Annotated in this window: 23 protein-coding genes; 11 read left to right on the top strand and 12 right to left on the bottom strand. The window is 43.8% G+C overall.

The features are described 5' to 3' along the window. Positions 1 to 27 precede the first annotated feature (27 nt). Positions 28 to 246, bottom strand: a complete 219-nt coding sequence (locus tag MASE_RS10885) for a hypervirulence associated TUDOR domain-containing protein (RefSeq protein ID WP_014949794.1) — start codon at positions 244 to 246, stop codon at positions 28 to 30. A gap of 297 nt (positions 247 to 543) precedes the next feature. Then, entirely contained in the window at positions 544 to 1,428 is an 885-nt protein-coding gene (locus MASE_RS10880; protein ID WP_014949793.1) for an EamA family transporter, read from the bottom strand. A gap of 247 nt (positions 1,429 to 1,675) precedes the next feature. Between MASE_RS10880 and MASE_RS10875 the strand changes: the two genes are divergently transcribed. Next, positions 1,676 to 2,125 (top strand): GyrI-like domain-containing protein, encoded by a 450-nt coding sequence (locus MASE_RS10875; RefSeq protein WP_014949792.1) that lies wholly within the window; start codon positions 1,676 to 1,678, stop codon positions 2,123 to 2,125. Positions 2,126 to 2,198: 73 nt separating this feature from the next. Here the strand turns inward: MASE_RS10875 and MASE_RS10870 are convergent, their stop codons facing one another. From MASE_RS10870 to MASE_RS10855, 4 genes are all read right to left on the bottom strand, one after another. Next, positions 2,199 to 5,039 (bottom strand): TonB-dependent receptor domain-containing protein, encoded by a 2,841-nt coding sequence (locus tag MASE_RS10870; protein WP_014949791.1) that lies wholly within the window; start codon positions 5,037 to 5,039, stop codon positions 2,199 to 2,201. A gap of 727 nt (positions 5,040 to 5,766) precedes the next feature. Next, complete coding sequence (locus MASE_RS10865; protein WP_014949790.1) at positions 5,767 to 6,807, bottom strand: methionine synthase; 1,041 nt, start codon at positions 6,805 to 6,807, stop codon at positions 5,767 to 5,769. Positions 6,808 to 6,932: 125 nt separating this feature from the next. Continuing rightward, positions 6,933 to 7,907 (bottom strand): DUF1852 domain-containing protein, encoded by a 975-nt coding sequence (locus tag MASE_RS10860; protein WP_014949789.1) that lies wholly within the window; start codon positions 7,905 to 7,907, stop codon positions 6,933 to 6,935. Positions 7,908 to 8,206: 299 nt separating this feature from the next. After that, complete coding sequence (locus tag MASE_RS10855) at positions 8,207 to 8,470, bottom strand: DUF7218 family protein (RefSeq protein ID WP_014949788.1); 264 nt, start codon at positions 8,468 to 8,470, stop codon at positions 8,207 to 8,209. Positions 8,471 to 8,840: 370 nt separating this feature from the next. Here MASE_RS10855 and MASE_RS10850 point away from each other — a divergent pair, with 370 nt between their 5' ends. Next, positions 8,841 to 10,022, top strand: coding sequence for a pyridoxal phosphate-dependent aminotransferase (locus MASE_RS10850; RefSeq protein ID WP_014949787.1), 1,182 nt, complete (start codon positions 8,841 to 8,843; stop codon positions 10,020 to 10,022). Between the two features lie 74 nt (positions 10,023 to 10,096). Here MASE_RS10850 and MASE_RS10845 read toward each other — a convergent pair whose 3' ends face one another. The 4 genes from MASE_RS10845 to trhP all read right to left on the bottom strand — a co-directional run bounded on the left by MASE_RS10845 (position 10,097) and on the right by trhP (position 14,502). After that, on the bottom strand, positions 10,097 to 11,272 hold the full coding sequence (locus MASE_RS10845; protein ID WP_014949786.1) for a saccharopine dehydrogenase family protein: 1,176 nt from the start codon (positions 11,270 to 11,272) through the stop codon (positions 10,097 to 10,099). A gap of 137 nt (positions 11,273 to 11,409) precedes the next feature. Beyond that, on the bottom strand, positions 11,410 to 12,639 hold the full coding sequence (locus MASE_RS10840) for an aminotransferase class I/II-fold pyridoxal phosphate-dependent enzyme (protein WP_014949785.1): 1,230 nt from the start codon (positions 12,637 to 12,639) through the stop codon (positions 11,410 to 11,412). 117 nt (positions 12,640 to 12,756) lie between these two features. Further along, complete coding sequence (locus tag MASE_RS10835) at positions 12,757 to 13,002, bottom strand: YfhL family 4Fe-4S dicluster ferredoxin (RefSeq protein ID WP_014949784.1); 246 nt, start codon at positions 13,000 to 13,002, stop codon at positions 12,757 to 12,759. A gap of 3 nt (positions 13,003 to 13,005) precedes the next feature. Beyond that, positions 13,006 to 14,502 (bottom strand): prephenate-dependent tRNA uridine(34) hydroxylase TrhP, encoded by a 1,497-nt coding sequence (gene trhP / locus MASE_RS10830; protein WP_014949783.1) that lies wholly within the window; start codon positions 14,500 to 14,502, stop codon positions 13,006 to 13,008. Positions 14,503 to 14,835: 333 nt separating this feature from the next. On the opposite strand from trhP, the gene MASE_RS10825 reads away from it, so the two are divergent. From MASE_RS10825 to MASE_RS10805, 6 genes are all read left to right on the top strand, one after another. Next, a complete protein-coding gene (locus MASE_RS10825; RefSeq protein ID WP_014949782.1) occupies positions 14,836 to 17,283 on the top strand; it encodes a zinc-dependent metalloprotease in 2,448 nt (815 codons plus the stop codon). Between the two features lie 15 nt (positions 17,284 to 17,298). Beyond that, on the top strand, positions 17,299 to 17,955 hold the full coding sequence (locus tag MASE_RS10820) for a hypothetical protein (RefSeq protein ID WP_014949781.1): 657 nt from the start codon (positions 17,299 to 17,301) through the stop codon (positions 17,953 to 17,955). A gap of 93 nt (positions 17,956 to 18,048) precedes the next feature. Further along, positions 18,049 to 18,306, top strand: a complete 258-nt coding sequence (locus MASE_RS10815; RefSeq protein ID WP_014949780.1) for a type II toxin-antitoxin system Phd/YefM family antitoxin — start codon at positions 18,049 to 18,051, stop codon at positions 18,304 to 18,306. A 47-nt stretch (positions 18,307 to 18,353) separates the two neighbouring features. Then, on the top strand, positions 18,354 to 18,590 hold the full coding sequence (locus MASE_RS19925) for a type II toxin-antitoxin system RelE/ParE family toxin (protein WP_232362845.1): 237 nt from the start codon (positions 18,354 to 18,356) through the stop codon (positions 18,588 to 18,590). 222 nt (positions 18,591 to 18,812) lie between these two features. After that, positions 18,813 to 19,598 (top strand): hypothetical protein, encoded by a 786-nt coding sequence (locus tag MASE_RS19815; RefSeq protein ID WP_014949779.1) that lies wholly within the window; start codon positions 18,813 to 18,815, stop codon positions 19,596 to 19,598. 133 nt (positions 19,599 to 19,731) lie between these two features. After that, positions 19,732 to 20,607 carry a DUF5677 domain-containing protein gene (locus MASE_RS10805; RefSeq protein ID WP_014949778.1) on the top strand — a complete coding sequence of 292 codons (876 nt, stop codon included), beginning with the start codon at positions 19,732 to 19,734 and terminating at the stop codon, positions 20,605 to 20,607. A gap of 339 nt (positions 20,608 to 20,946) precedes the next feature. Here the strand turns inward: MASE_RS10805 and MASE_RS10800 are convergent, their stop codons facing one another. Then, a complete protein-coding gene (locus MASE_RS10800; protein ID WP_014949777.1) occupies positions 20,947 to 22,065 on the bottom strand; it encodes a M14 family metallopeptidase in 1,119 nt (372 codons plus the stop codon). A 90-nt stretch (positions 22,066 to 22,155) separates the two neighbouring features. Beyond that, a complete protein-coding gene (locus MASE_RS10795; protein WP_014949776.1) occupies positions 22,156 to 22,926 on the bottom strand; it encodes a HesA/MoeB/ThiF family protein in 771 nt (256 codons plus the stop codon). A gap of 124 nt (positions 22,927 to 23,050) precedes the next feature. On the opposite strand from MASE_RS10795, the gene moaB reads away from it, so the two are divergent. From moaB to MASE_RS10780, 3 genes are all read left to right on the top strand, one after another. Next, positions 23,051 to 23,557, top strand: coding sequence for a molybdenum cofactor biosynthesis protein B (moaB, locus tag MASE_RS10790; RefSeq protein ID WP_014949775.1), 507 nt, complete (start codon positions 23,051 to 23,053; stop codon positions 23,555 to 23,557). Further along, the gene (gene moaC, locus MASE_RS10785) at positions 23,554 to 24,033 is read left to right on the top strand and encodes a cyclic pyranopterin monophosphate synthase MoaC (protein ID WP_014949774.1); all 480 of its coding nucleotides are present in this window, start codon (positions 23,554 to 23,556) and stop codon (positions 24,031 to 24,033) included. The genes moaB and moaC overlap by 4 nt, the downstream gene beginning before the upstream one ends. A gap of 154 nt (positions 24,034 to 24,187) precedes the next feature. Continuing rightward, entirely contained in the window at positions 24,188 to 24,436 is a 249-nt protein-coding gene (locus MASE_RS10780) for a MoaD/ThiS family protein (protein ID WP_014949773.1), read from the top strand. Positions 24,437 to 24,438: the final 2 nt, after the last annotated feature.

Genomic DNA, 24,438 nt, shown 5'->3' with positions numbered 1-24,438 from the left:
TTTCGTTTAGGTTTATTAATCAACAAATTAAGACGACTTCGTAATTTCGCTGTGAGATTTAAGCACTTTACTGCCGTCGTCCTGTTCAATGAGATAGGCTGGATCGCTGTCGCTTGCCTCTCGTTTTACCGACGAACCCTTAATCGTGCGCTCTACATCATTGGTAAATTTTTCTCTGATATTTCCCGTTGCACTACCGTTTCCCCATTCCCATTCTACTTCTGTGTTTACCGCATAATGTTTCATAAATATTCCCTAAGCCACTAAATCAACTATTAACTTAATTTGTTTAACGAAAAGAATAAGACCTGAGTTCAAAAAGGGGAAAATAAGGATGGTAAAAAAGTAAAGAAAGTTTGAAACCCTAGGGCCTGTTGACCTTTGTTGTGCATTTTTGCAGCGGTCTGTGTGCCATCTAGACAAGGCGGATGTTTGACGGTTTAGTGGTTCTAAATCGAAAACACTCGCTAGGCTTGCAGGACTGTTTCGCGATTAAAAGGCTTCCATTTAGACCAAAATTCGTACACCAAAGGTCAACAGGCCCTAAGAAAGGGTTTCAATTTGTTTTTGTTTGGGTAGTTGTTTTTGCGTAGCTGAACTCCCGGCGGTAGCAATAACGACTAAAGCCACTGCAAACCATTGTGAAAGCGTGAGGGTTTCATCAATAATGATGAACGCCGCTATGGCTGCAACGGCAGGCTCAACACTCATCATAATGCTGAAGGTTTGCTTAGGCATATTGCGCATTGCACTCATTTCTAACGTATACGGGATAGCCGACGAGAATACGCCTACAGCGAACCCGATGAAAATAGCCTGTGGCGAGAGTAAGGCGATACCTTGACTTGCAACGCCAATAGGCACTACACAGATAGCGGCCACTAGCATGCCTAATGTTACCGTAACACCGCCAGAACCTTCGTTGCCTGTTTTGTTTCCAAATACGATATAACCGGCCCAAAACGCTCCGGCTGTAAGGGCAAGAATAACGCCGACGGGATCTAAACTTTCAGCAGACGCGCCGCCAATATCGGGAAGCAGCAAACAAACGCCTGCAACGGCTAAAATAGCCCAAGCAAAGTCTCTCTTTTTTCTGGCACTAAAAAATGCCACAGCCAATGGTCCGGTGAACTCAAGCGCAACACCTATGCCAAGGGGAATACGCTCAATCGCAAGATAGAAGATGATATTCATTGCGCCTAAGCAAGCGCCGTAGAAAATAACGTTACGCCATCCTTTTGCGCTTAAGCGCGCTCTCCAAGGTCTAAAAATTACTGTTAACACCAACGCGGCGAAAAACGCACGAAGAGCACTGGTGCCTTCAGGGCCAACTATAGGAAAGAGTTGTTTCGCAAACGATGCACCAGACTGTATGGTTACCATCGCCAAAAGCACTGCGACTATGGCAAGTAAAAAACGTTGATTCACAATATATTGCAACCTGGATGAGACAAAACCGGATTATATTTGTTCTAAAACTGAAATGCTCGTTGATAAGGGAAAGTATTGAAAATTAAAAGGCGATAACAGCTAGTTTCATTATTTTAAACCAATGAGCCTTTTACTTTGCAGTTAGAATACACATGAAAAGTAAGTGAAATAACCAAGATCTGAATGGTGGGCAAAGCACAAGCGTGTATCATGATTATCTCGCACAAATAAATGGAATAAAGACATGGAAATGCGACAACTCTCTTCACCGATAGATATTAAAGGCTTTTCGGTGATTACCAATAATCACACTGAATTCTCACCACAGGGAAAGATACCCACACTTTGGCAAAAGTTTGATAATTCGATAGCTGTTGACTATAAAGGCGGCGAGCGAGTGTATGGCGTGTATTTCAACTACGAATCCGATCATTCCGGTGACTTTTCCGTGTTGGCTGGGTTTGACGGTGACTCAGTGCCCGAACATTTAAAGGTTGAGCACATCACTATTCCCGCAGGAAAGTATCTCGTTTTTTCGCGACAAGGTGAAATGCCGCAAATTGCCATTGATGCATGGAGCGATATTTGGCGCTATTTCACAGAAGGAGGTGCCGAGTATGAAAGGACGTTTTCAATAGACTTCGAGCACTATGTGAATGGCAACCATATAGACGTTTATATAGCAATAAAATGACGTCATGTTAACTTTATAATAAAAAAACGGCGCTAATAAGCGCCGTTTTTATCATTGCTCAATATTACGTAAATTACATTTTGTACGCTACGGTAACGTATCCGAAGCGGCCAATGTTGTCGTACGCGCCGTCTATTGAACCCGTGCCTGTCGTGCCCGTCGGTAGCGCACGGTTAAACAGGTTATCAATACCCACGGTTAGGCTAACACCGTTAGCAAAGTTGTAACCCGCGGTCACGTCAGTCACAGCGTATGAAGGCAGTTCCATACGGTTGCTCGGATTTGGGTTACGCGCTAACTCTTGGTTGTCGTAAAGGCTTGAACGTTCTAGGTAGCGAGTTTTCCAGCTTGCTTCCCAATCACCACGGCTATAGTTGATGGTGAATACACCCTGCCAATCAGATTCACCTGCCGTACCTGCGTACTGATAGAATACTTCAGGGTTATCTTGGAATGGGAATTCTTTGCGGTCTTTAAGGTAAGTCGCAATCAAGCTAGTACGGAATGCGCCTTCTAGCGCGTCGAAATCATATCCTAGTTCGAAGTCGATACCCTTGGCTTCTTGACCCGCGATGTTCAATGCATAGCTACGAATCTGAGTGATTTCACCGGTAGTTCCATCACGGTCGATAAGGCCACAGTATACGTTGTTAATACCCGACTCAGAGTCAACACAGCGGTCCAAAATTGTTTGGCCGTCAATAGACGAAATCGCGTCTGTCAGCTCGATTTCCCAGTAGTCAACAGTAGCGGTAAAGCCTTCAAACCAGCTAGGAGTATAGACAACACCTAGTGTTTTAGAGATTGAGCTCTCCGCTTGCAAGTCGATGTTTCCACCGTTTACGCCTTCTAGCGTTGCTGAGTCGTAATCAGAGTTGAAATCTGCAGGGATACCTAACGCTGCACAGTTTGCAATGCGTTGGTCGGCGTTGGCTAAGTCAGCAAGGTTGTCTGTACGACATGGATCGTCTACGCGGAAGAAGGTTTGGCTTGCTTCACCATAAAGTTCACCGATGTTCGGCGCGCGTAGTGCAGATGATTTTGTCGCACGTAGACGTAAATCTTCATACACTTTCCAATCTAGACCAAGCTTCCAGCTTTTCGCGTTGCCAATCGAAGAGTAGTTGGCAATCCGCGCCGCAGTATCAAATGTCAGCATTTCTACGCCAGGGAGATCGGCAAGTAGTGGAATAGTAACTTCAGTAAATACTTCTGATACATCGTAATCGCCTTTATCTTCACCTAGAGTGTTGAAAAAGGTACCCGCTGCATTATCAGGTTCTTCAATTTCGCTTTTTTCTTTGCGATATTCAACACCGGCTGCAAAGCCAACGTATCCTGCAGGTAATTCATAAATACCAGAGTTTGCGATGGTTGCGCCAGCGTTGTATTGTTCAATTTTGCTTGTGCCAACTGATGTAGTATTGACGTAGTCAATTGCTTCTTGTGAAGGCTGACCAAAGCCCATAATGTTCAGCGGTACACAGCCGTCATCACTACCTGACGCACAAACAATGTTTCCGTCGCCGTCAGTTATTGCGTTAAGTGCATTCTCGAAGTTTTGCAAAACAAGGTTGTTGCGGTTCTCACGCTCTAATTCAGTTTTGCCGTAGTTTACAAATGCCTCGTAGCTCCACTCGTCACCAATGTAGCCTTCAATACCTAGCACGTAGCGATAAGTTTCACGCTCGTCTGCTTCGGTGCGGCGCCCTAGGTCAGTCATCATGCGGTTAAGCTGAATGCTGTCTAGTTCGTTTTCATCCATGTATGCGGCAACGCTATCATCTAGAAAGGCATTGTTACGATAAATGGTTGTCTCTGAGCCGCCATAGAAGAAAGCAGGCTGACCCATTGTAATTGCACGAGTACGCGCGTACTTAGCCTGTGCATACACTGTGGTGTCGTCGTTTAGCTCGTAGTTACCTTTTACATTTAGGTTAGTACGATCAAACTCAGGCTGAAGCTGCGTAAACTGGCGCAGGTTAAACGAATCACAGTTTGCGCAGAACGCACCGTCTACTTGGTCACCGGTGTAGATTTCGCGAATTGAACCGTCAGCGTTGAAAGTCTGAGAGTTGCCGCCAAAAACGCCAGAGTTGTTTAGTGTGTAGTAGCCCGCATTAGCAGTGTAAAAGTTGTCAGGAAATGCCGTTGAATTTAACTGGTCTTCACTGCGCTCGTATCCCATGATGCTTTCAAAGCTCATATTACGATACGACGTTGCAGTCCAAGGGTTGTCAAGGGCCTCTAAAGCTTCTTGTGAGCTGTATTCGGCTGCAAAAGCAATGTTGCCGCGATCATTGTCGAAGTTAAAGCCGTATGATGCTTGGTATTTATCGTTCTTATAACCGTTTTCCTGTGCAAAGCCTTGCGTCGCACTCACGTCGAAACCTTCAATGTTCTTTTTAAGAATGAAGTTAACAACCCCAGTTACTGCATCTGCACCATAAACCGCAGAAGCACCGCCAGTAACGATTTCTACGCGCTCAATCCACGAAGTAGGGATGGTGTTGGTATCAACCGCTGCAGAACCTGCTGAAGAAGATACGTGACGTTTACCGTCTACCAATACTAATGTGCGGTCAGTACCCATACCACGTAGGTCAAGAATATTTAGACCAGCAGTTCCAATAAATTGACCTGAATTACCCAATGAGAATGTGTTTGCAAGTGAAGGAAGCTCATTAAGCACCTCACCAATGTTCATCGCACCTGAATTAAGAAGTGACTCACCAGAAATGGCTGTTACTGGTGATGGAGCGATAGCGCCCTGACGAGAGATACGAGAACCGGTGACCTGAATTTTTTCAACGTCAGCGCTTTCATTTGTTGAGTCCTGTGCAAGAACGTTGCCTGAGGTCAACGCGACACTTCCAGCTAATGCTAACTGAACTGCAGTTGCAATATTTTTCATGGATTGTTCCTAGTGAATTAGATTTACGTGCTTGTTGTTGGTTAACGCCCCGTAAATAGGCAAGGGCTAGCCAAATTGCATGCGTAGTTTTTACTTATGTTGCAATGGCGCGCATTCTAATTATCTAGTATTAAATAAATCAATTTTTTGCGGTGAATTAAATTCTAGCTATGAAAGAGTTAACTTATTTTTAAAGAATTTATAAATAGTAGGTTTAATTAATATTTTTAAGTTTTGTATTAATAATACCCAATAATTGTTTTTATATTGACCATGTGGTCGAAAAGTGTCTTTTTAGGGCGCTTATTAAGCAGTTTTCGTCTTATGTTTCATTTGCTTGATTAATTTTGAGTTAGAAGGTTTTTGCTCGTATATTGCACTAACTGAGTAAATTTAAACCGTGTATATTAAGGTTTCTTTTTTTAACGTGAATAATAGTTGTTTTGTCGCTGTTTTAAATCAGGTAATTGCTAATGTTGCTAATAAGTTAAATATTCGTTACTTCTCCATGTGTTATATTTTCTCTCTTATTTCTTAATGATGTTTTTAATTATCCTTGATTCTGTGGAAACTATAAATAATGTAAGGGAGTTAACTTTAAATAAGGTCGAATAGATGAGAATAACGCTGATACGGTTTTGAACCGCTAGAAATAAAAAAGCCCACGTTGATGTGGGCTTTAGTGCGCTTTCAAAATGCTCTTGCTTAACAAAAGTTTTGAGGCGTATTAAGCACTGAGCTTCTGAGCTAATTCCTGCCTTACTATTTCAGCGCCAGCGCTGAGCGCCTCAAGCTTGCCTCGAGCAACCTGTCGTGAAAGGGGCGCCATACCACAGTTTGTACAAGGGTAGAGTTTGTCGGCATCCACGTACTTTAATGCTTCACGTAATGTAGCTGCTACTTCTTCTGGTGTCTCTATTGTGTCAGTTGCAACATCAATAGCGCCCACCATCACTTTTTTGCCTTTAAGAAGCGAGATCAGTTCAATGGGTACATGAGAGTTATGGCACTCCAGAGAAACCATATCAATATTGGATTTTGCTAGCTTAGGAAAGCTCTCCTCATATTGTCGCCACTCAGAGCCCAATGTCTTCTTCCAGTCGGTATTAGCTTTGATGCCATATCCGTAGCAAATGTGTACCGCAGTTTCGCATTTAAGCCCTTCAATGGCTCTTTCTAATGCGGCAATACCCCATTCATTGACTTCATCGAAAAATACGTTAAACGAAGGTTCATCAAACTGGATAATGTCAACACCAGCAGCCTCAAGCTCCTTTGCCTCTTGGTTTAGTATTTTGGCAAACTCCCACGCAAGTTTTTCGCGACTTTTATAATGGTCATCGTACAGCGTATCAACCATCGTCATAGGGCCAGGTAACGCCCATTTTATGGGCTGATCGGTTTGGCTCCTTAAGAACTTTGCGTCTTCAACGAACACTGATTTTGGCCGTGTAACAGCATGGGTAACGACAGGTACGCTAGCGTCGTAGCGATTGCGAATACGTACGGTTTTACGGTTTTCAAAATCAACACCGTCAAGGTGCTCAATAAAGGTAGTTACAAAATGCTGACGGGTTTGCTCACCGTCACACACAATATCTATGCCTGATAGGGCTTGTTCCTGAAGCGTAACGCGAAGCGCGTCTTTTTTGCCTTCCTCTAATGCTTCATCTTCTAGCTTCCACGGCGACCACAGAGTTTCAGGCTGTGCAAGCCACGATGGTTTTGGAAGACTGCCTGCAATAGAAGTGGGGAGTAGTTTTTTCATGTGATTCGCTTTCTTTTAATCAATAATTTGTATGGATGCGCGAAGGGCAGAACGTGCTGCCCTTATCATAGTTTTGTTGTCGCAACGTGTGCGGTTTGAATATCGCAAGTATTTAAATGAACGGATCAGGCGTAGCTTGCTGTGAATTGCGCTAACTTGTGTTGATAAGGCTTTATAAAGTTCTCTTCTACGAACTTGCCTTGTTCAACGGCTAGATGAGTCCGCTCCTCACGGTCATAAACAATGCGAGTCACTGAGTGATCGCTATTTTTCAAGTTTGGTTTGTAGCTTAAACCTGCCTGGGCGTTAGCGTTATAAATCTCAGGGCGATAAATTTTCTGGAAGGTCTCCATCGTAGCAATAGTGCTGATAAGTTCTAAATTGGTGTAGTCGTTTAACAAATCACCAAAGAAATAAAATGCAAAAGGAGCAGCACTGTTTGGTGGCATGAAATAGCGCACGTTTAAGCCCATCTTCTTGAAATACTGTTCAGTTAGTGATGATTCATTAGGCTGATATTCAACACCTAAAACGGGGTGCTGATTTTCTGTTCGACGGTAGGTCTTATTGTCGGAAACGCTTAAACAAATGACCGGCAGCTTTGAAAAATGTGCTTTATAGGCTTCTGAATTAACGAAATACTTAAACAACTTTCCGTGCAGATCACCAAAATCGGTAGGGACACTGAACGAAGACTGGCCACGATTGTGATTAGATAGACGAACGCTAAAGTCATAATCGCGAACATAAGACGAGAAGTTGTTTCCTACAATACCTTGAGTGCGTTTACCCGTTTTTTTGTCAATTATATTGGTTTGTAAGATTTCGATAGTTGGGAATGTGTTGCCGTTACCCTCAACGTCGATATCTACCGACACAATTTCAAGTTCGACAGCATAGCGATCGCCACTTTCATTATCCCAGCTAGCCAGTGCATTGAAGCGGTTGTTTATCATGCTTAGTGCATCGCGCAAATTTTCTTTGCGGCGTTGACCACGAGCTAAATTGGCGAAGTTGGTGGTGATGCGTGTGTTGTCTGAAGGGCGATAATCTTCATTAAACTGAACGCTGTTAATAGTAAAAGAGAAATCTGTGTTCACGTTGTTGTTCATGAGAATGCGCTTCTATTCCTAAAGTTAAACCGAGTAGTGAGACTGCTGTAAAAGCTATGAACACGTTATACATTGATTTAACTATGAATAAAAATGACTTATTTTCATTTTATCATGAAATATTGTCATGCATTGGGCGGGCGAAGAGCTAGTCGCCTACTGTTGAGGCGGTATATCTTTACTTGAAGTTGAGGTTTGCCACGAAATGCACAAATTATGCGTGTCTGATAAAACGTAATCATCACCGCCACAGTGACCAGTTTTTGTATGTGGCGGTCTATCCGCCACTAATGATTGCGTAACGCATCAATTAATTCGTCTTTGCTCATGTTAGAGCGACCTTCAATGCCGACTTCCTTGGCCTTTTGATACAGTTCCTCTTTAGTGCGATCCTCGTACTTTTTGCCTTTTCCACCATCTTTAGAAGGCGTTTGTTCGCTATTGGCTTGCGCATTGGCAATGCGCGCCGACTTCTCTTTGCTATAGCCTTCCTCGCGAAGGGCTTCGTAAGTATCGTCGTTTTTAATTTGGTTGCCGTGGTCCTTAGCCATATTTAATTCCTGTTTTGCACACTGGGTAATCGATGAATGTTTCGTCGTAATTTTTACTTTTTATTTATATAGATGGATTACACAGTCGTTTAAAAGGCAGGCTTCAAGCGCGGAGAACCAATAGAGAGAGAGTGCTACGCCTTTAACATCAAAAAAAATGTCATTCATCGCAAACGCCAAAAAACACAAAATAAGGCTGCACCGCAATGTTACGGCTTAACGCATTAAAACTTCGTATGTTGTCAATTTTAGTGCGCCATATGCACGTAAAAAGTGCATTAATGTCAATGGGTTAGGGGCTTTATGCTATTGCGCGTTCAAAATTAAGCCTTTAGTCTAAAGTGAATGTAGACGGAAGGCAGAGCGAAATATGAATAAAAATGAGCAACAAAGCACCGTGAATTCTTCACGCCGTAATTGGTTAAAGTCAGTGGGATTAGGTGCAGGAGCAGTAGCGCTAACGACCAGCGTTGACAGTATTATGGGCGACCTTCGTGCCGCAGGTATGCAAACTGAACACTTTCCATCCGCTACACCTAATGTAAACGATGGTCTTATTCGCCTATCGTCGAATGAAAATGCTTTTGGGCCCTCGAAAAAAGCGGCAAAGGCAATGCAAAGCGAGCTATTAAACCTAGCGCGTTATACCGACGCTACGGTGGAAGTGTTAGCGCAAAAAATTGCTAAGCAAGAAGGCGTATCTGCTGATCAAATCGTTATCACAAACGGCTCTTCACCTATTCTGTTTGGCTATGCTGACTGGATCACCAAAAACGGCAACAAGCTGGTTACGTCTATGGCAACCTACGAAGGCGTACCACGGGGCGCTGAGTTCATGGGGGCAGATGTGACCTACGTGCCGCTAGCCAATGATATGACCTTTGATCTGGATGCCATTGAAGCAGCGGTAACCGAAGATACTACCGCCGTGTATGTATGCAATCCAAATAACCCGACAGGTAGCATGGTAGATGCAGAGAAGCTTACCGCTTTTGCTAAACGCGTATCGAAGAAAGCGCAAGTCTTCATTGACGAAGCCTACATTGAAATGTCTGATGCTTACCCCGCTAATGTGCAATCGAAGCTAGTAGCTGAAGGCTACAATGTGGTGATTTGCCGCACTTTTTCTAAGATTCACGCCATGGCGGGCCAGCGTCTCGGTTACGCCATCATGCCTGCTGAGCAAGCTAAAACAATGGGCGGTATGCTGCGCATGGGTGGTGTGAACTACTTAGCATTAGTAGCGGGTATGGCGAGTATGGATGACCATGAGAACTTAGACACGATGCGCTCACGCATTAAAACTGAGCGTGAAAAGTTAGTAAAAGTAGCTAAAGAGTTAAAGCAGCCGTTTGCGCCAAATCCACAAGGGAATTTTATTTACATAGATACGGGCATGCCGCACGACAAATTTGCAGAAAAGATGAAAGCTCAAGGTATAAAGGTCGTAGGGCGTACGTGGCCTGGGTACGACTCATGGTCACGCATTAGCGTAGGGACACCTGAAGAAACTGACGCGTGCGTTAAAGCATTAAAAGCGGTACTCGCTTAAAAAACAACAATAACACCTAGCGCAGAGAGAAAAGGCTGAACGCAATTTGTGTTCAGCCTTCGTTTTTTGAATCGTTATTTCTCGATAGCAAACGTTAAGCCTGCTTTTTCTTCTAAACGGCGGATAAGCTTGTTACCAAGTGCTGCCGCAGGTGTGAAGAAACCACCAGATAAACTAACGTCTTTGCACAAGCAAAGGGCAGATTCTGAAATCATTTTACTGGTAGAGCCGTAACCTGGATCCTTGTCGCCTTTTACCGATACGGCTAGCATATCACCATTGGTAGCGGTACCCACAAACATGACATCGTAAAAGCCATTTTCGCGCTCTTCTTTGCTCGGGCCTTCACCTGGTTTAGGGCCATCATCACTTGCAAGCGACTTATCTTTGGCAACGTGATTCGCCATGGCTTCACCTTTCTCACCTGGGCCAGTCATCATCATTTCATCATATTGAAAGTTCTTGCCGTAGCTATATCCGCCCAGGTAGTTCGTGCGATGAACGTTTTTAGTATTGATGGCCGCCATAATAAATGGTGCAACCCATGTGCCTAACTGCTCATCGAAGTAAGGTTTATTGCCATCGGGCTGTGGCTGATTTGACGCGCCATCGGTTAATGAGTGCGGGTTAATAAGTGCCGCCATGACAGACTTATCTTTGTGCGCAGCCGCCATGGTCGCTTTTAAACTTGCAGCCGTACCGCCAGAGAACGTGCCCTGCATTTTACGAACGCGACCTTTTACATATTCAATGACATCGCCAGTTTGCTTTTTTGCATGTTCTTGAAGGTAGTACACACCAAGGTCAAAAGGCACAGAGTCAAAGCCACACGAGAACACAATGTTTGCGCCGGTTTCTTTAGCTTTCGCTTCGTACTTATTGATCATTTGGTGCATCCAGGCTGGCTCACCGCAAAGATCTGTATAGCCGGTGCCGTTATCGACACATGCAGAAAGTAACTTTTCACCGTAAATTTGATACGGACCAACAGTGGTAAGTACAACGGCTGTGCGCTTCGTCAACGCATCTAGCGCGTCGTCATCATCACCATCGGCTACAATGCTAGCAACGCTTTCACTAATGCCTAGCTCCTTTTTTACGCCGTTGAGTTTAGCTTCGTTTCGGCCTGCGACCGCCCACTTAACGTTGTCATCGCTGCCATACTGAGCCTGAAAATATTCAGCTACTAACTTACCCGTAAAACCTGTAGCACCGAAAATAACTACATCAAATTCCCGTTCGTTACTCATTGTTTTGTCCTGTTTTATTTCGTTTCGACACGTGTCATCAATATGCGTTACTCAATATACGCACAAGCACCCATATCTATCATTTTTTTCGGTAATATTTGTCTATTCACGAAATTAAATGGTGAGCATAAAAAGCGTTAGCTTAATGATTCTACAAACTCAGCTAGCCGTGAAAGCCCTTCCTCCAAGCGTTCAATGCTAGTGGCGAAAGACAGTCTTACGTAATGGTTTGCATTGTGCTCACCAAAATCATTACCCGGCGTAAGCGCTACATGATGTTGTGAAAGTAGGGCATCACAAAATTCAATTGCACTTAGCCCTGTGTGCTTAATATTGATGTAGGCATAAAACGCACCGTCAGGCTTTGCATCTAAACCAAGCCCCATATTTTCAAGTGCACTAAAAACAAGGGAAGCACGCTTTTCCAGCGTATGGCGGTTTTGCTCGCATTGCGCCAATGCTTCTGGTGTAAAGCATGCAAGAGCAGCCTTTTGCGATAGGGTAGAGGGGCAAATAAACAAATTCTGCGCGAGTTTTTCAACGATGGGCGTCATCGCTTCAGGTACCACACACCAGCCAAGACGCCAGCCGGTCATGCCAAAATATTTGGAAAAACTGTTTATTACGACCACTGTTTCTTCAAGCTGTGCATTGGCAAGTACGCTTTGAAGTTTGGTATCAGTGCCCAAGGTCGATTGGGAAGCGAATGTATCATTGCGTACATCAAGATCAGCCGAAAGCGATAGATCCAAGTAAATTTCGTCAACAATTAAAAAGCCACCTTTGGATTTGCAGTACTCGCCAATTTTAGTCAACTCTTCTGCATCTATAACCATACCAGTAGGATTGGCAGGTGTGGCAATAAGTACGCCTTTCGTGTTGTGCTTCCAATTATCGGCAACACTTGTTGCGGTTAGCTGAAAGTTATCCTCACTGCGTGTTGGTACCAGCGTTACCTCTGCGCCAAATGCGTTTAAAAAACGTCGGTTACAAGGGTAAGACGGGTCGCCCAATATCACGTTGTCGCCTGGTTCAACCAAGGCAGCACTTGCCAAAAGTAAAGCGCCAGAAGCCCCAGCGGTCACGACCACTCTAGAAGGGCTTAACGCTACGCCATGTTTAACTTCATAAAAGCGTGCAACGGCTTCACGTAGTTCAGGCATGCCCAGCGCCGAGGTATAGGGAAAAACTGGGGCATTTAAGCTTTCTTTCATTGCGGCAAGCACTGCTGCGGGTGCGCCGAAATCAGGCTCGCCTAAATTAAGTCTTATAACATCTTTACCTTGCTGTTCTAGTGCCGTGGCTTTTTCGCCATAGGCCATAGCAAGAAACGGAGAAATCGCTGTAGCGCGAGAGGCAAACTTCAAAATAAAACCCTTATTAGTAGTGCCAATTCAAACTGTACCGCAATTAGGGATCACTCTTGGTTATGATTCAAGGGAATTCTTCGAGAAGTACAATTAACTCGCTGACTTACTTCATAGCTAACTATTTAAACGAACAAACTTTTCGGCCAACTCGTCTAGTGATTCTTTATTGTGCGGGTCAGGCTTAACAACATCTATTGGGCATACCGCTGCGCAAGTAGGCGCATCGTAATGCCCCACGCATTCTGTACAGCGTAACGGGTCTATTTCATACACTTTATTACCCATGCTTATAGCGGCATTAGGGCATTCGGGTTCGCACATGTCGCAGTTAATGCAGCTATCAAGAATAAGCAGTGCCATGCATTATGCCTCGCTCGCGTTTTCGGGTGTTACTGCACTAGGAGCTTTTCGAAACGGATTGCGGGTATCAACGCCTTCATCTAAATTTCGCAGCAGTAGGGCAAAGTTTAGAGACACATCGCTGGGTATCGGTATTCTTACTTGGTGTCCTGAACCCTTAGCATCCGTAATAGAATGGTTTCTCTTTTCCAGCATCTCATTTAGAGTAAAGGTAATGTTGCCGCTTGGCGTCATCAACTCAAGCGAGTCACCTACACAGAATTTGTTTTTAACGTTTATAATTGCATAGCCAGACTCTTCACAACGGTCAATCACTTCACCAACAAATTGCTGTTTATCGCTGACTGAGTGGCCATACTCATAGTTCTGATATGCGTGGTGCGCATGGCGACGCAAGAAACCTTCGGTATAACCTCGATGAGCTAAAGTTTCCAAGCTTCCCATTAATGTACTATCAAATGGCTTCCCTGCTACCGCGTCGTCAATTGCTTTGCGATAAACTTGTGCTGTTCTAGCGCAGTAGTAATGTGATTTAGTGCGGCCTTCTATTTTTAAACTATGCACGCCCATTTGGGTTAACCTGCCAACATGTTGCACGGCACGCAAATCTTTAGAATTCATGATATAGGTGCCATGTTCGTCTTCAAAAGCTGGCATCAGTTCGCCAGGCTTTTCCTTTTCTTCTAACATAAACACTTGGGAGCTTGGCGTGCCTTCACCAAGGGTAGGAGTTATCATTTCAGGCGCTTCACCTGCATTATCAATCTGAATAGCTTGAACAATGTCACCGGTTTCGTTTTCTTCGCCCGTCTTAACATCGTAAGACCATCTACAAGCATTGGTACAAGTGCCCTGATTCGGATCGCGTTTATTCATATATCCAGACAATAAGCAGCGCCCCGAATACGCCATACAAAGCGCGCCATGCACAAACACTTCCAATTCCATGTCTGGAACATGCTCGCGAATAGTTTCAATTTCTTCCAAAGAGAGCTCTCGGGACAAAATAACGCGCTCTATGCCTTGTTTCTGCCAAAACTTCACCGTGGCGTAGTTCACCGCATTGGCCTGTACACTCAAGTGAATAGGCATTTCAGGAAAGGCGTCGCGCACCATCATAATAAGCCCTGGGTCTGACATAATTAACGCATCGGGCTTCATAGCAATTACTGGTGAAATATCTTTAAGGTAGGTACCTAGCTTACTGTTGTGCGGAGCAATGTTGCTTACTACATAGAACTTTTTACCTAAAGCATGTGCTTCTTCTATGCCTATCGCTAAGTTCTCAAGGCTGAATTCGTTGTTTCTTACGCGAAGCGAGTAGCGTGGCTGCCCAGCATAAACAGCATCAGCGCCATAGGCGAAAGCGTAGCGCATGTTGCGTAAGCTACCCGCAGGTGCAAGCAACTCTGGCGCGATTAACGTTTGGTTTGGCAATGTTGAAACTGAGTCTTCACGTAGGTTAGAAGAGCTGCGATTAGGTGATAATTTTGAAGTCATAGATAAAAACCGCTACTAGACGCTTTAAACAAGGCGGCGGATTTTATAAGCCGTAAAATACCTCTACAACTCAAACAAAGCTTGGTGTTGACCAAGATCAAATAATTTGTTGTCGCTTGTGTTTTTGAATGTTTAAACGGCAATTGAGCAGAGTCAATGCCAGCTGTTTTCTTCCATATAGTTGCGTTTTTAGTGCATTACCTTCGGTAGGAAAAAACAAGCCTGTTCACAGCTAAATAACAAGCAAAAAGAGCGCATTAAACGATGAACTACCATGGGCAAAACCCACCACATAGGGTAGGCTAGAAATTCACAATAATAAGGACTAACTGCATGCTGCAATTGAACATTTTTCATAAAGCGGCGCGACAAGTAAAAGCATCGGGTAAATCGGCCATTGCGATTACGGTATTATTTGTCGTGTCTACGTCTTCCGCGTTGGCTGCGCTGCCAAGCATTGGTGAATTCACCAGCGATATGACCAAAAAAGATGGTTTAATTCCTGTTTACTATGACGATGAAAGCGACAAAGTTTACTTGGCGGTGCCAACAGCCCACGCCGAATACCTGTTTCAAAGCAGCTTGCCTTACGGCGTAGGGTCTAACGACATTGGCCTTGATCGCGGCCAGCTAGGCAATACGCGTTTAGTAAGCTTTGAAAAATTTGGAAACAAGGTTTTATTAAAGCAGCACAACACCAAATACCGAGCAGCTCACGGCAGCGACGCTGAGAAACAGAGCATCGATGAAGCCTTTGCTGATTCGGTTATCGCAGGTTTTACGCTGGTAGCCAAAAATGACAGCGCCAGTCTAATAGATTACACACCGTTCTTATTAAGCGATATTCACGGCATTGGCAATCGCTTAGCGGGAACTAACCAAGGCAGTTTTAGTGTAGATAACATGCGAAGCGGCGTGTATTTACCTAAAACCAAAGGCTTTGAAAAAAATACTGAATTAGAGGCTTTAGTCACCTTTGCAGGTAAGAAGCCAGGCGAATACGTGCAGCAAGTTACGCCCGACCCAGAAAGCTTGTCGGTGCACTTGCATCATTCGTTTGTGGCTCTGCCTGATGATAATTACACGCCCAGAGAGTACCACCCGTACTCGGGCTACTGGAAATTCAGTTACTTTGATTATTCAACGCCTATCAGCGAGCCTACTGAACAGCGTTTTATTACCCGCCATCGTTTAAACAAGAAAACCCCGCATGCTGCAATGAGCGAAGCAGTGGAGCCTATTGTGTATTACCTAGATCCTGGTATTCCAGAACCCGTAATGACCGCGCTTAAAGAAGGGGCGAGCTGGTGGAATCAAGCCTATGAAGCCGCAGGCTATAAAGATGCGTTTCAGGTGAAAGTATTGCCCGAAGGTGCCGACCCAATGGACGTGCGCTATAACGTAATCAACTGGGTACATCGCGCAACGCGCGGTTGGTCTTATGGTTCGTCGGTTGTCGACCCGCGCACTGGTGAAATTATCAAAGGTCACGTTACGCTCGGCTCATTGCGTGTAAGACAAGATTATTTAATTGCCCTTGGCCTAACCAGTCCTTTTAAGGACGGCAGCACCGACACCACTGCACAGCAAGAAATGGCTTTAGACCGCATTAGGCAGCTTTCAGCCCACGAAGTAGGGCACACATTGGGTATAGCCCACAACTTTGCGGCAAGTGAAAATAACCGTGCGTCGGTAATGGATTATCCTCATCCCAAAATTAGTATTAGAAACGGCAAAATTAGCTTGGAAGGCGCGTATGATAAAGGCATAGGCGCATGGGATATTCACGCCGTAGCGTATGGCTATCAAGATTTTGCCAGCGACGTAGAGGCAACCGAAGGCTTGGCAAAAATTATCGTAAAAGGCCGTAATGAGGGTTTAAGTTTTAAGTCAGATCCCGATACCCGCAGTAGTCGCCATGCATCGGCAAACGGCCATATGTGGGAAAACGGTAGCAATCCGCTAGATGCTTTCGATGAAATTTCACAAGTACGCGAACTGGCGTTAGCCAATTTAGGTTTAGACACCTTAAGCCCAAATAGCAGTTTATCCTCGCTTGAAAATGCTTTAGTGCCTATTTACTTACTCCACCGTTATCAGTTAGAAGCCGTTGCAAAGCAAGTCGGCGGCTTAGTGTATGAATACGAACGCAAAGGTGACTATACCAAAGCACAGGGCCAACAGTTTGTAGCGCCTGCAGTGCAGCAACGCGCTATGCAGCAGTTAATTACAGCTACTACCGCTGACTACCTGACGATACCTGAATCGGTACTCGCCCTTATTCCACCGACAGCGTATGGCGACGATATTACTCGCGAGCACTTTAAGGGCAAAATGGGGTTAATGTTAGACCCTGTTTCTGCCGCTGCTTCAGCATCTAACTTTGCGTTTGAATTACTATTGCACCCAGAGCGCTTAAACCGCCTAGAGTGGCAAACAAGAAGCACTAATGACCGACGCAAAAAAGTAGGCGTTTCTATGCTGGTGAAGCAAATACTTAACGTCCACTGGTATAAAAATAAGTCACAAAGCCCATTAGCAAAACGCTTACAGTTAGTGGCGTTAAATGCAGTGATGAAAGCAGTAACTAACGATAAGTTGGCGCCTGAAGTAAGAATGGAAGCCGAACTTGCTCTGCTTGAATTTAGCGAATGGTTAGACGACAAAGCAGACGACAATCAGTATGAAATACTGAAAGAACAGTTCGATACTTATTGGGCTAGTAAGGCATGGCCAAGTACCTTTGAAGTAGAGCCGCTACCGCCAGGTTCGCCGATTTAAGGAAGTTGATAATTAATGTTAGGGACAACGCAATTAGAGCAAAACCATAGCCCGAGTAACCAGCAAATGCCGCAAAGAACCTTTGCGGCCTTGATCATTCCCTTACTCGCTGTGCTACTTCTAATATTAGTTCCATTAGTGGAAAGTCTGCATGGTGGTGTGCTGTGGGGCTTAAACTACCATTCCCCCAAGTTTATGTCACAGGTCGGCGACGCGTTAGCCTTAGTTAAGCTTATAGCGCTTTGCGCAGGGGTGTACCTGCTTTTTACGCAGCACGGTACATTTAGGCATCTTTTTAAAAGTAAATGGATGTCTATTGTTTTTAGCTGTGTTTTAGCAATAGTGGCGCTCATTCAGATTGCGATAGGTCTTATAGGTGTACTGATTGATGCAACACTAGGAACTAACCGAGATTACTTTCATAAAGAATTTGCAATAGAAAATAACACTATTTATGTGTTTACCGCAGATCCAGGTGCCATGGGGACGGCCTACCATTATTTTTATTTAGAATGCCCACTTCCTTTTAACCGCTATGAACTAACATTTATTGAAAAAACAAATTGGGTATGGGAGCTAGAGCTTAAAGCTTCTGATAATGGTTTTGACGTATTTAATCAGCGTGGTGAGTTTAAATATCGCGTTAGTATGGGTGAAGTAGGGTGTGGTTAGTTACCTTGTCACTCTGCTCTGAGCGAATGAAATCTTGTGTGGTTATCGTTAAGTGATACTATAGTGGTACATTTGAAAGCTGGAACCTGCATCGTGAAAGTAGAATTAGTTACTACACTGAAGAGACAAGCCACAAAAATTTTGCAAGACCTGCACACTTCAAAAGAGCCTGTTTTGATTACTGAACATGGTCAGCCATCGGCTTACTTAGTCGATGTTGATGATTATGAGATGATGCAGAAGCGCATGTCGATTCTGGAAGGTATTGCAAAAGGTGAGCAGGCAATAAGAAATGATGACGTTTTAACTAACTTGCAGGCCAAAGAGAAAATGGATAAATGGCTGAAATAGTATGGACAGAACCTGCTCTAAATGACTTGGACAAGATTGCAGAATAGATAGCGGTATCTAATTTAGTTGCGGCAAAGAAACTGGTTAAAGAAGTCTTCGCCAAAGTAGACATACTTGAGGAATATCCTAAATCAGGCAAGTCAGTCTCTGAATTACCATCTCTCAATTACCGCGAGCTTTATGTGAAGCCCTGTCGAATTTTTTATAAATTTGAGGACAACAAAGCCTTTATTTTGCACGTAATGCGGCACGAACAAGATCTTAGGCGTTTTTTATTAGATTAGCGTTGATTCATTTTAAGTACATTTGGTGAACACAGCAGTTTTTTCCTTTAATTCCGGCTTGTGTCAGAAGCAGCCGTTCGAGTATTTGTAATTAAACGGCAGAAGAGTACGTGAAGCGGACATCTAACATCCCGTCCCATTAAAACACAGAATATGATTTTTCAAGGGAAACGGAAAGCTATGAAAGTCACCGTAAAAAATTTTTAGCAGCTGGAGGGAAATTTGGGTATTTGCGCATATTGTGAAGAAGATAAGGGTTTGACGAGAGAACATATAATTCCTGATTTTATATATAAATTAGAAAAGGGAAATGGACCTCTTGTAGGCTGGAATGAAAAAGCAAAGAAAATAGTTGGAGGTGAGGGGAAAATAAAGGATGTGTGTGCGGACTGTAACAACGTCAAATTAGGAACATTAGATGGCTACGCAAAGATAATGCTTCAAAATTCCGGTGTTCTGACTCAAAACTATTTAAGAAAGATTATAAATTTAGAATACGATTACGATCTATTTAAGCGATGGATTCTAAAAGTTTCCTTCAATTCAGCGAGATCTTCAAACAATAACCCTAAAAGTTTCAAAAAATTTATACCCTATATTTTAGGTAATGAAAAATCATGTGATGATGTTGTTATTGTCGCCGGTCTTTATAAGCCTGAAATACTTTCCGCTGAAGAAATTTTAAAATATAAAGGAAAATTTGAAATCGGCCCGAATGGAGAGTTTAATCCTTTTCATGCAAGGCTTGCTTGGATGCCACAAGTTGATACAGACTTTAAAGTTCGCGTTATTGTTGTAGGAGCTCTTTTAATACAAATTGTTATGTTTAAATCCAATTTACAAGCAGGCTACAAAAGAGCAAAACTAAGACAATGGTTAAAGCTGAATCCCCTTATGGTGGAGGTTAGTCCTAAACGTAAAGCTCTAACAGTACACCAACTCGACACGACGTTTATTGACACTCAAGAAGTCCAACATTTAAGAATGGAAGCGTTAGGTGCTATTTAGAGAAACTACTAACAAACAACTGTTGCCTCGTATTAAGTTCGCTGGGATGCATACATGCGGGGCGGCTTCGAAATGATGCCCTACTTACCTGCGTCCCTCATTTAAACGTTAGCCATTATATTCGAGAGTATCTATGGATGAAATTGCTGAAGTAATGTCTCGCTATAGTGAAGCATATATATCAGAGAGCCTTACAAATTTGAAAACTATTAATAGTTTTACGGGTACTTTCGTAAAAGATGTTGCAGAAATATATGACTGCATCACTCGCGTGAGAAATGTCGAAAGAAACCCAACGGGTTTTTCTCTAGATGATGCTCCAATCTTGGGGTTGCTTACTAGAATTTGGAAGCTTCTCAAAGAGATCGCTCTTTATTATGAGCGTGATAACGCTGAGATTATTAGTATACTTGAGCGTCCACTATTAGAAGCCTCGATTACCGCTCAGTATCTAATGCAGCAAGATATTTCAGTTATGGAGGACTATCGAAAGTGTTCATATAAGGACCGATTACGGATATTGCGAGAACTGAAACAAGGATCTCGCTTCTTTGAAACTAAGGCGGGAAAAAGACTCCTTGTTTCAATTGAAGAAAAAATGAACATAGAGGGCTTTACTGAAGCGGACTTTAAAATTCAGAAAAATAACCGGTGGAGGCTTCAAGGAAAGTCATTCTTTGATATATTCAAAGAAGTGTCAGATGAAGACCTTTATAAGTGTACTTATGGAATGATGTCCGAGTCTATTCATGGGTCATGGAACGAATCTATGGATTGGTGTCTACAGAAAAATGAAGATAATACGTTTACTGTATATCCATTTTACCATGGCGCTGATGTAAGGCTTATATGCCCTACAATAAAATTCTGCAATAAGCCATATAAAATGTGGCTAGACAGAATTGATTGTCAAGATAAATACCTAAGTGGCGTGTTAGACTGGGTTGAGAGAGTGAATAAGAGTATCTTCATGGTATTTGATCAAAAATACGATGGCGTAAATGGCTAACAAGTTTGTCAACAGGCCCACTTTTTTTTTTCGCTCCGTTTTGCGGTGGCTGCGCCACTATACAAAAAATGCTTGTTACAAAGGCCTTAACCGTCCGCTCTTTGTCTGAAGCGGTCTCGCGAGTTAGAAATATCCAATGTCCGCTTCACGCTCATTGCTGCCATCGAAGTGCCTTTGTGCGATGGGCAGCTTAAGGTACTCTTCTGCCGTTCAATACAATAAATTGAACGGCAGAAAGTAATTCAAAGAATAAACCAGTAGCTTGCGGGAGACGTTTTTATATACCCTAATCAACCATGTTGTAATAAAGTTTTACTCCATCAACTTGCGTATAAAAACCTACAACTCCTTGTAATTAGTAAACACCTTGTACAACTGTGTACCACTCAATACCGAAGCCGACGGGAAGTGCAGAATAGGAATTAAATCGCAAGGCGCTTCTAATGTTCTGCTGCCGTTGTCGGTGTCTAGGTCGTCAATATTCAAAATTTGCGCCAGTGGTTCGCCTTTCTTCACCGTTTGGCCTGGTTTCGCCATGTACTCCACCATGCCGCCCCAGTTAGTAAACAGGGTTTTATAGTCTTTTAAATACACGCCTAAACGCTTCATTTCTGTCGGTTTAATATCGCATTCGTGCAATACGCCTTTGGCGTTTAAGTAGCTAAGAATACTGGTGGCGTCTATATTACCTTCGTTAAAGTCGATAACTTCTTGGCTACCCATTTCAAGCGTAAACGCTTCAACGTTAAAGCTTACCTCACGCGCTAAATTAGTTTTTATGCTTTCTTGCAGTGTCCACCATGGGCAGAACGTCGCTTCGTCCAACGCCCCCGCAAATACGTTTGGAATAAAAATACAATGGGGAATGTTAAACAGCTTAGCACTGTCTTTGGCGTACTCGGGAATATAAACGTGACGGGTAGACACCGGGCCGTTGTGGAGATCTAACACGAAATCGGCATTTACTGCCATTTGCTGTAGCTTTAGGTTCAACTGCTGCGCTAGTCCTAGGCCCCAGGGTTCAGCCAGTTTGTTGTCGATAGCGTTAGATAAGTGAGCACGAAAACGTTGTTTTATGCCTTCAATAGACTCTTCGCGGGTGACTGTTTTGGCGAAATGTTCAACTGCATCTTTATCGAAGAAGTAGCCGCGGTTCCAGTTTGTGCCGTTCACAGGATCGAACCGGCCTAATGTGTACTCACCGGCTTTAATGTTAGTACCAATGGGATTACAGTTGGGCACTAGGATAATTTCGCCGCAAATATCCATGTCTTTTAAGCGCTGAATGAGATGGTAAATTACCACGTTGCCTTGCACTTCAGCGCCGTGAATAGAGCTTTGAATATACACGGTGGGGCCAGGACGCGCTCCTTTCATTCGATAAATTGGCACGTTCATGTTACGTCCAGACGCGTTTTGCGCCACTACCATGTGTTTTTTCACTACTTGGGTTGTCATTTAAATCAACCTATTTTCTGTCTTGTTCTTTGTTTTAGTCTGTTGTTTTTAATCACGTTTTTAGAATTCATGCCGCAAATGCACATAAACTTAACAAGCACATAGCTCGCAATCTACGCCTTTAGGTAGCTTCCAGTTTCGCCACTCGTGCGACAGAGCATCAAACGTCATTAACGTGTTTTTAGGAATACTATCGAAATCCATCAATACTTGCATAGCTAGCATCGCTTGATAAGTACCAACAATATTCACCACTGGCGAGAATATACCTGCCTCTACACAGCTTAAATCGGGCGATTCAAATAGCGTCCGTAAGCATGCATAGCAACGGCTCTCACCGGGTATAGCGACGAAAAGCTGGCCTTCAAAGCGAATGGCCGCGCCCGATACTAGCGGGGTATTTAGTTTAAAACACAGTAGGTTTATTAAATCTCGCGAGTTTGTATTGTCGGTGCAATCTAGCACAACGTCAGCACGCTCTATGGCTTGTTTTAATACTGGTGAAAGCTGAGTAGAGCTGGGCGCCGAAAACGGTTCTGCTATTACGGTAATGTCGCAGTCGCTGTTTATTTCACTAAGCCGCGCTTTAGCCGCCTCTACTTTATTTGTGCCTACATCTTGTTCGCTAAACAAGGTTTGCCTTGGCAGGTTGGTGGCCTCAACTGTGTCGTGGTCGATAAGTGTAAGAGAGCCCACGCCACTGGCGCAAAGGTTAGTAGCAGCCGCGGTGCCAAGCCCGCCAATACCAATGATACAAATATTGGCGTTTAGCAGCGCTTCTTGACCGTCTAGATCCACTTTTGGAAGCACGATATGGCGGTTATAACGCATAGCCTGCTGATGAGTTAGGCTTTTAGACATAGTTTATGCCAACTTAGTTGTTGAATTCATGGCATGCACCCTTATAAAGTGATTACCAAATAGTATTTTGGCTGGTACTTTATCAAAAACCGCCAAAATGTCGCATATCAAATTAGGATTTCATATGTCAGTTGTCAGCCAACCCCTTAATATTGCCGTACTCACTATTTCAGATACGCGCACCCTCGAAAACGACAAGTCGGGAGACTACTTGAAAGAGGCGCTTACCTCGGTTGGCCATAACCTTTACGATCGCGATTTGGTGAAAGACGATATTTATCAGCAGCGCGCCGTGGTGTCGAAATGGATTGCCGATAAAAACATTCACGCTGTATTAATTACCGGTGGTACAGGTTTTACCCACCGTGACTCAACGCCAGAGGCCATCAGTGTATTGTTCGACAAAGAAGTCGACGGCTTTGGCGAGCTATTTCGTCAAATTAGCTATGAAGAGATTGGAACATCAACCATTCAGTCTCGCGCGGTTGCGGGCTTTGCTAATAATACGGTTATTTTCTGCTTACCAGGGTCTACAGGGGCGTGTCGCACAGCGTGGGAAAAGATTATTTCTAGCCAACTTGATGCCGACTTTAGACCGTGTAACTTTGTGAAGCATTTGGTGGAAGCATGAGCACCTTTAGCCATTTAAACGCTGGCGGTGAAGCCAATATGGTCGACGTTAGCGACAAAGACGTTACCAAGCGAGAAGCCACAGCAGAAGGTTTTTTATACGTAAGCGAAGACGTTATTCGCCAAATCTCTGAATCAAAAATTGCAAAAGGTGATGTATTTGCTGTTGCCCGTGTAGCGGGTATTCAAGGGGCGAAACGCTGCGCCGATCTTATTCCTCTTTGTCACCCATTGGCACTGTCAAAGGTGGATATAAACTTCGACATTCAGGCCGACCAAAATCGAATTCAAGCCACCTGCTATTGCAAGCTAAGCGGTAAAACCGGCGTTGAAATGGAAGCGCTCACGGGTGTAAATGTGGCGCTGTTAACCTTGTTTGATATGTGCAAAGCCATCGACCCTGGCATGCACATGGAAGGGGTACGGGTACTGGAGAAAAAAGGCGGTAAGACAGGCCATTGGCAGTCCGACACCTAGTTCAATTAAAGGCCAGTGAGCTAAAAAAGTAACGTGTATAAAGCGAACAAGCATTCAAAAAGCAACGCACTTTAGGCTCAACCCATTTCAGAGGCTTGGCAAGATTAATTAGCGCGCACAAAACAACCTTAACAACGTAGATAACAGGCAAAGCATGCAGGTAACGGTAAAAACATTCGCACAAACCCGAGAGATTACGGGAGAGGACAATATCGCGCTTCATATAAGCGAGAACAGCACTATTGAGACCGTAATATCGCAGCTTAAAACACGTAGTGACAAGTGGGCATTAGCACTAGAGGGCAGTGTGCTTACTGCCTGTAATCAAGAGCTTTGCGATCTCCAAACAGTACTTAGCGACGGTGATGAGCTGGCGCTATTTCCACCTGTGACAGGGGGCTAGCT

This window comes from Alteromonas macleodii ATCC 27126, assembly GCF_000172635.2.
In the GTDB taxonomy this organism is placed as follows: Bacteria; Pseudomonadota; Gammaproteobacteria; order Enterobacterales; family Alteromonadaceae; genus Alteromonas; species Alteromonas macleodii.
Note: the sequence above shows the minus strand (reverse complement) of the source record. Positions and strands in the feature narration are given on the sequence as shown.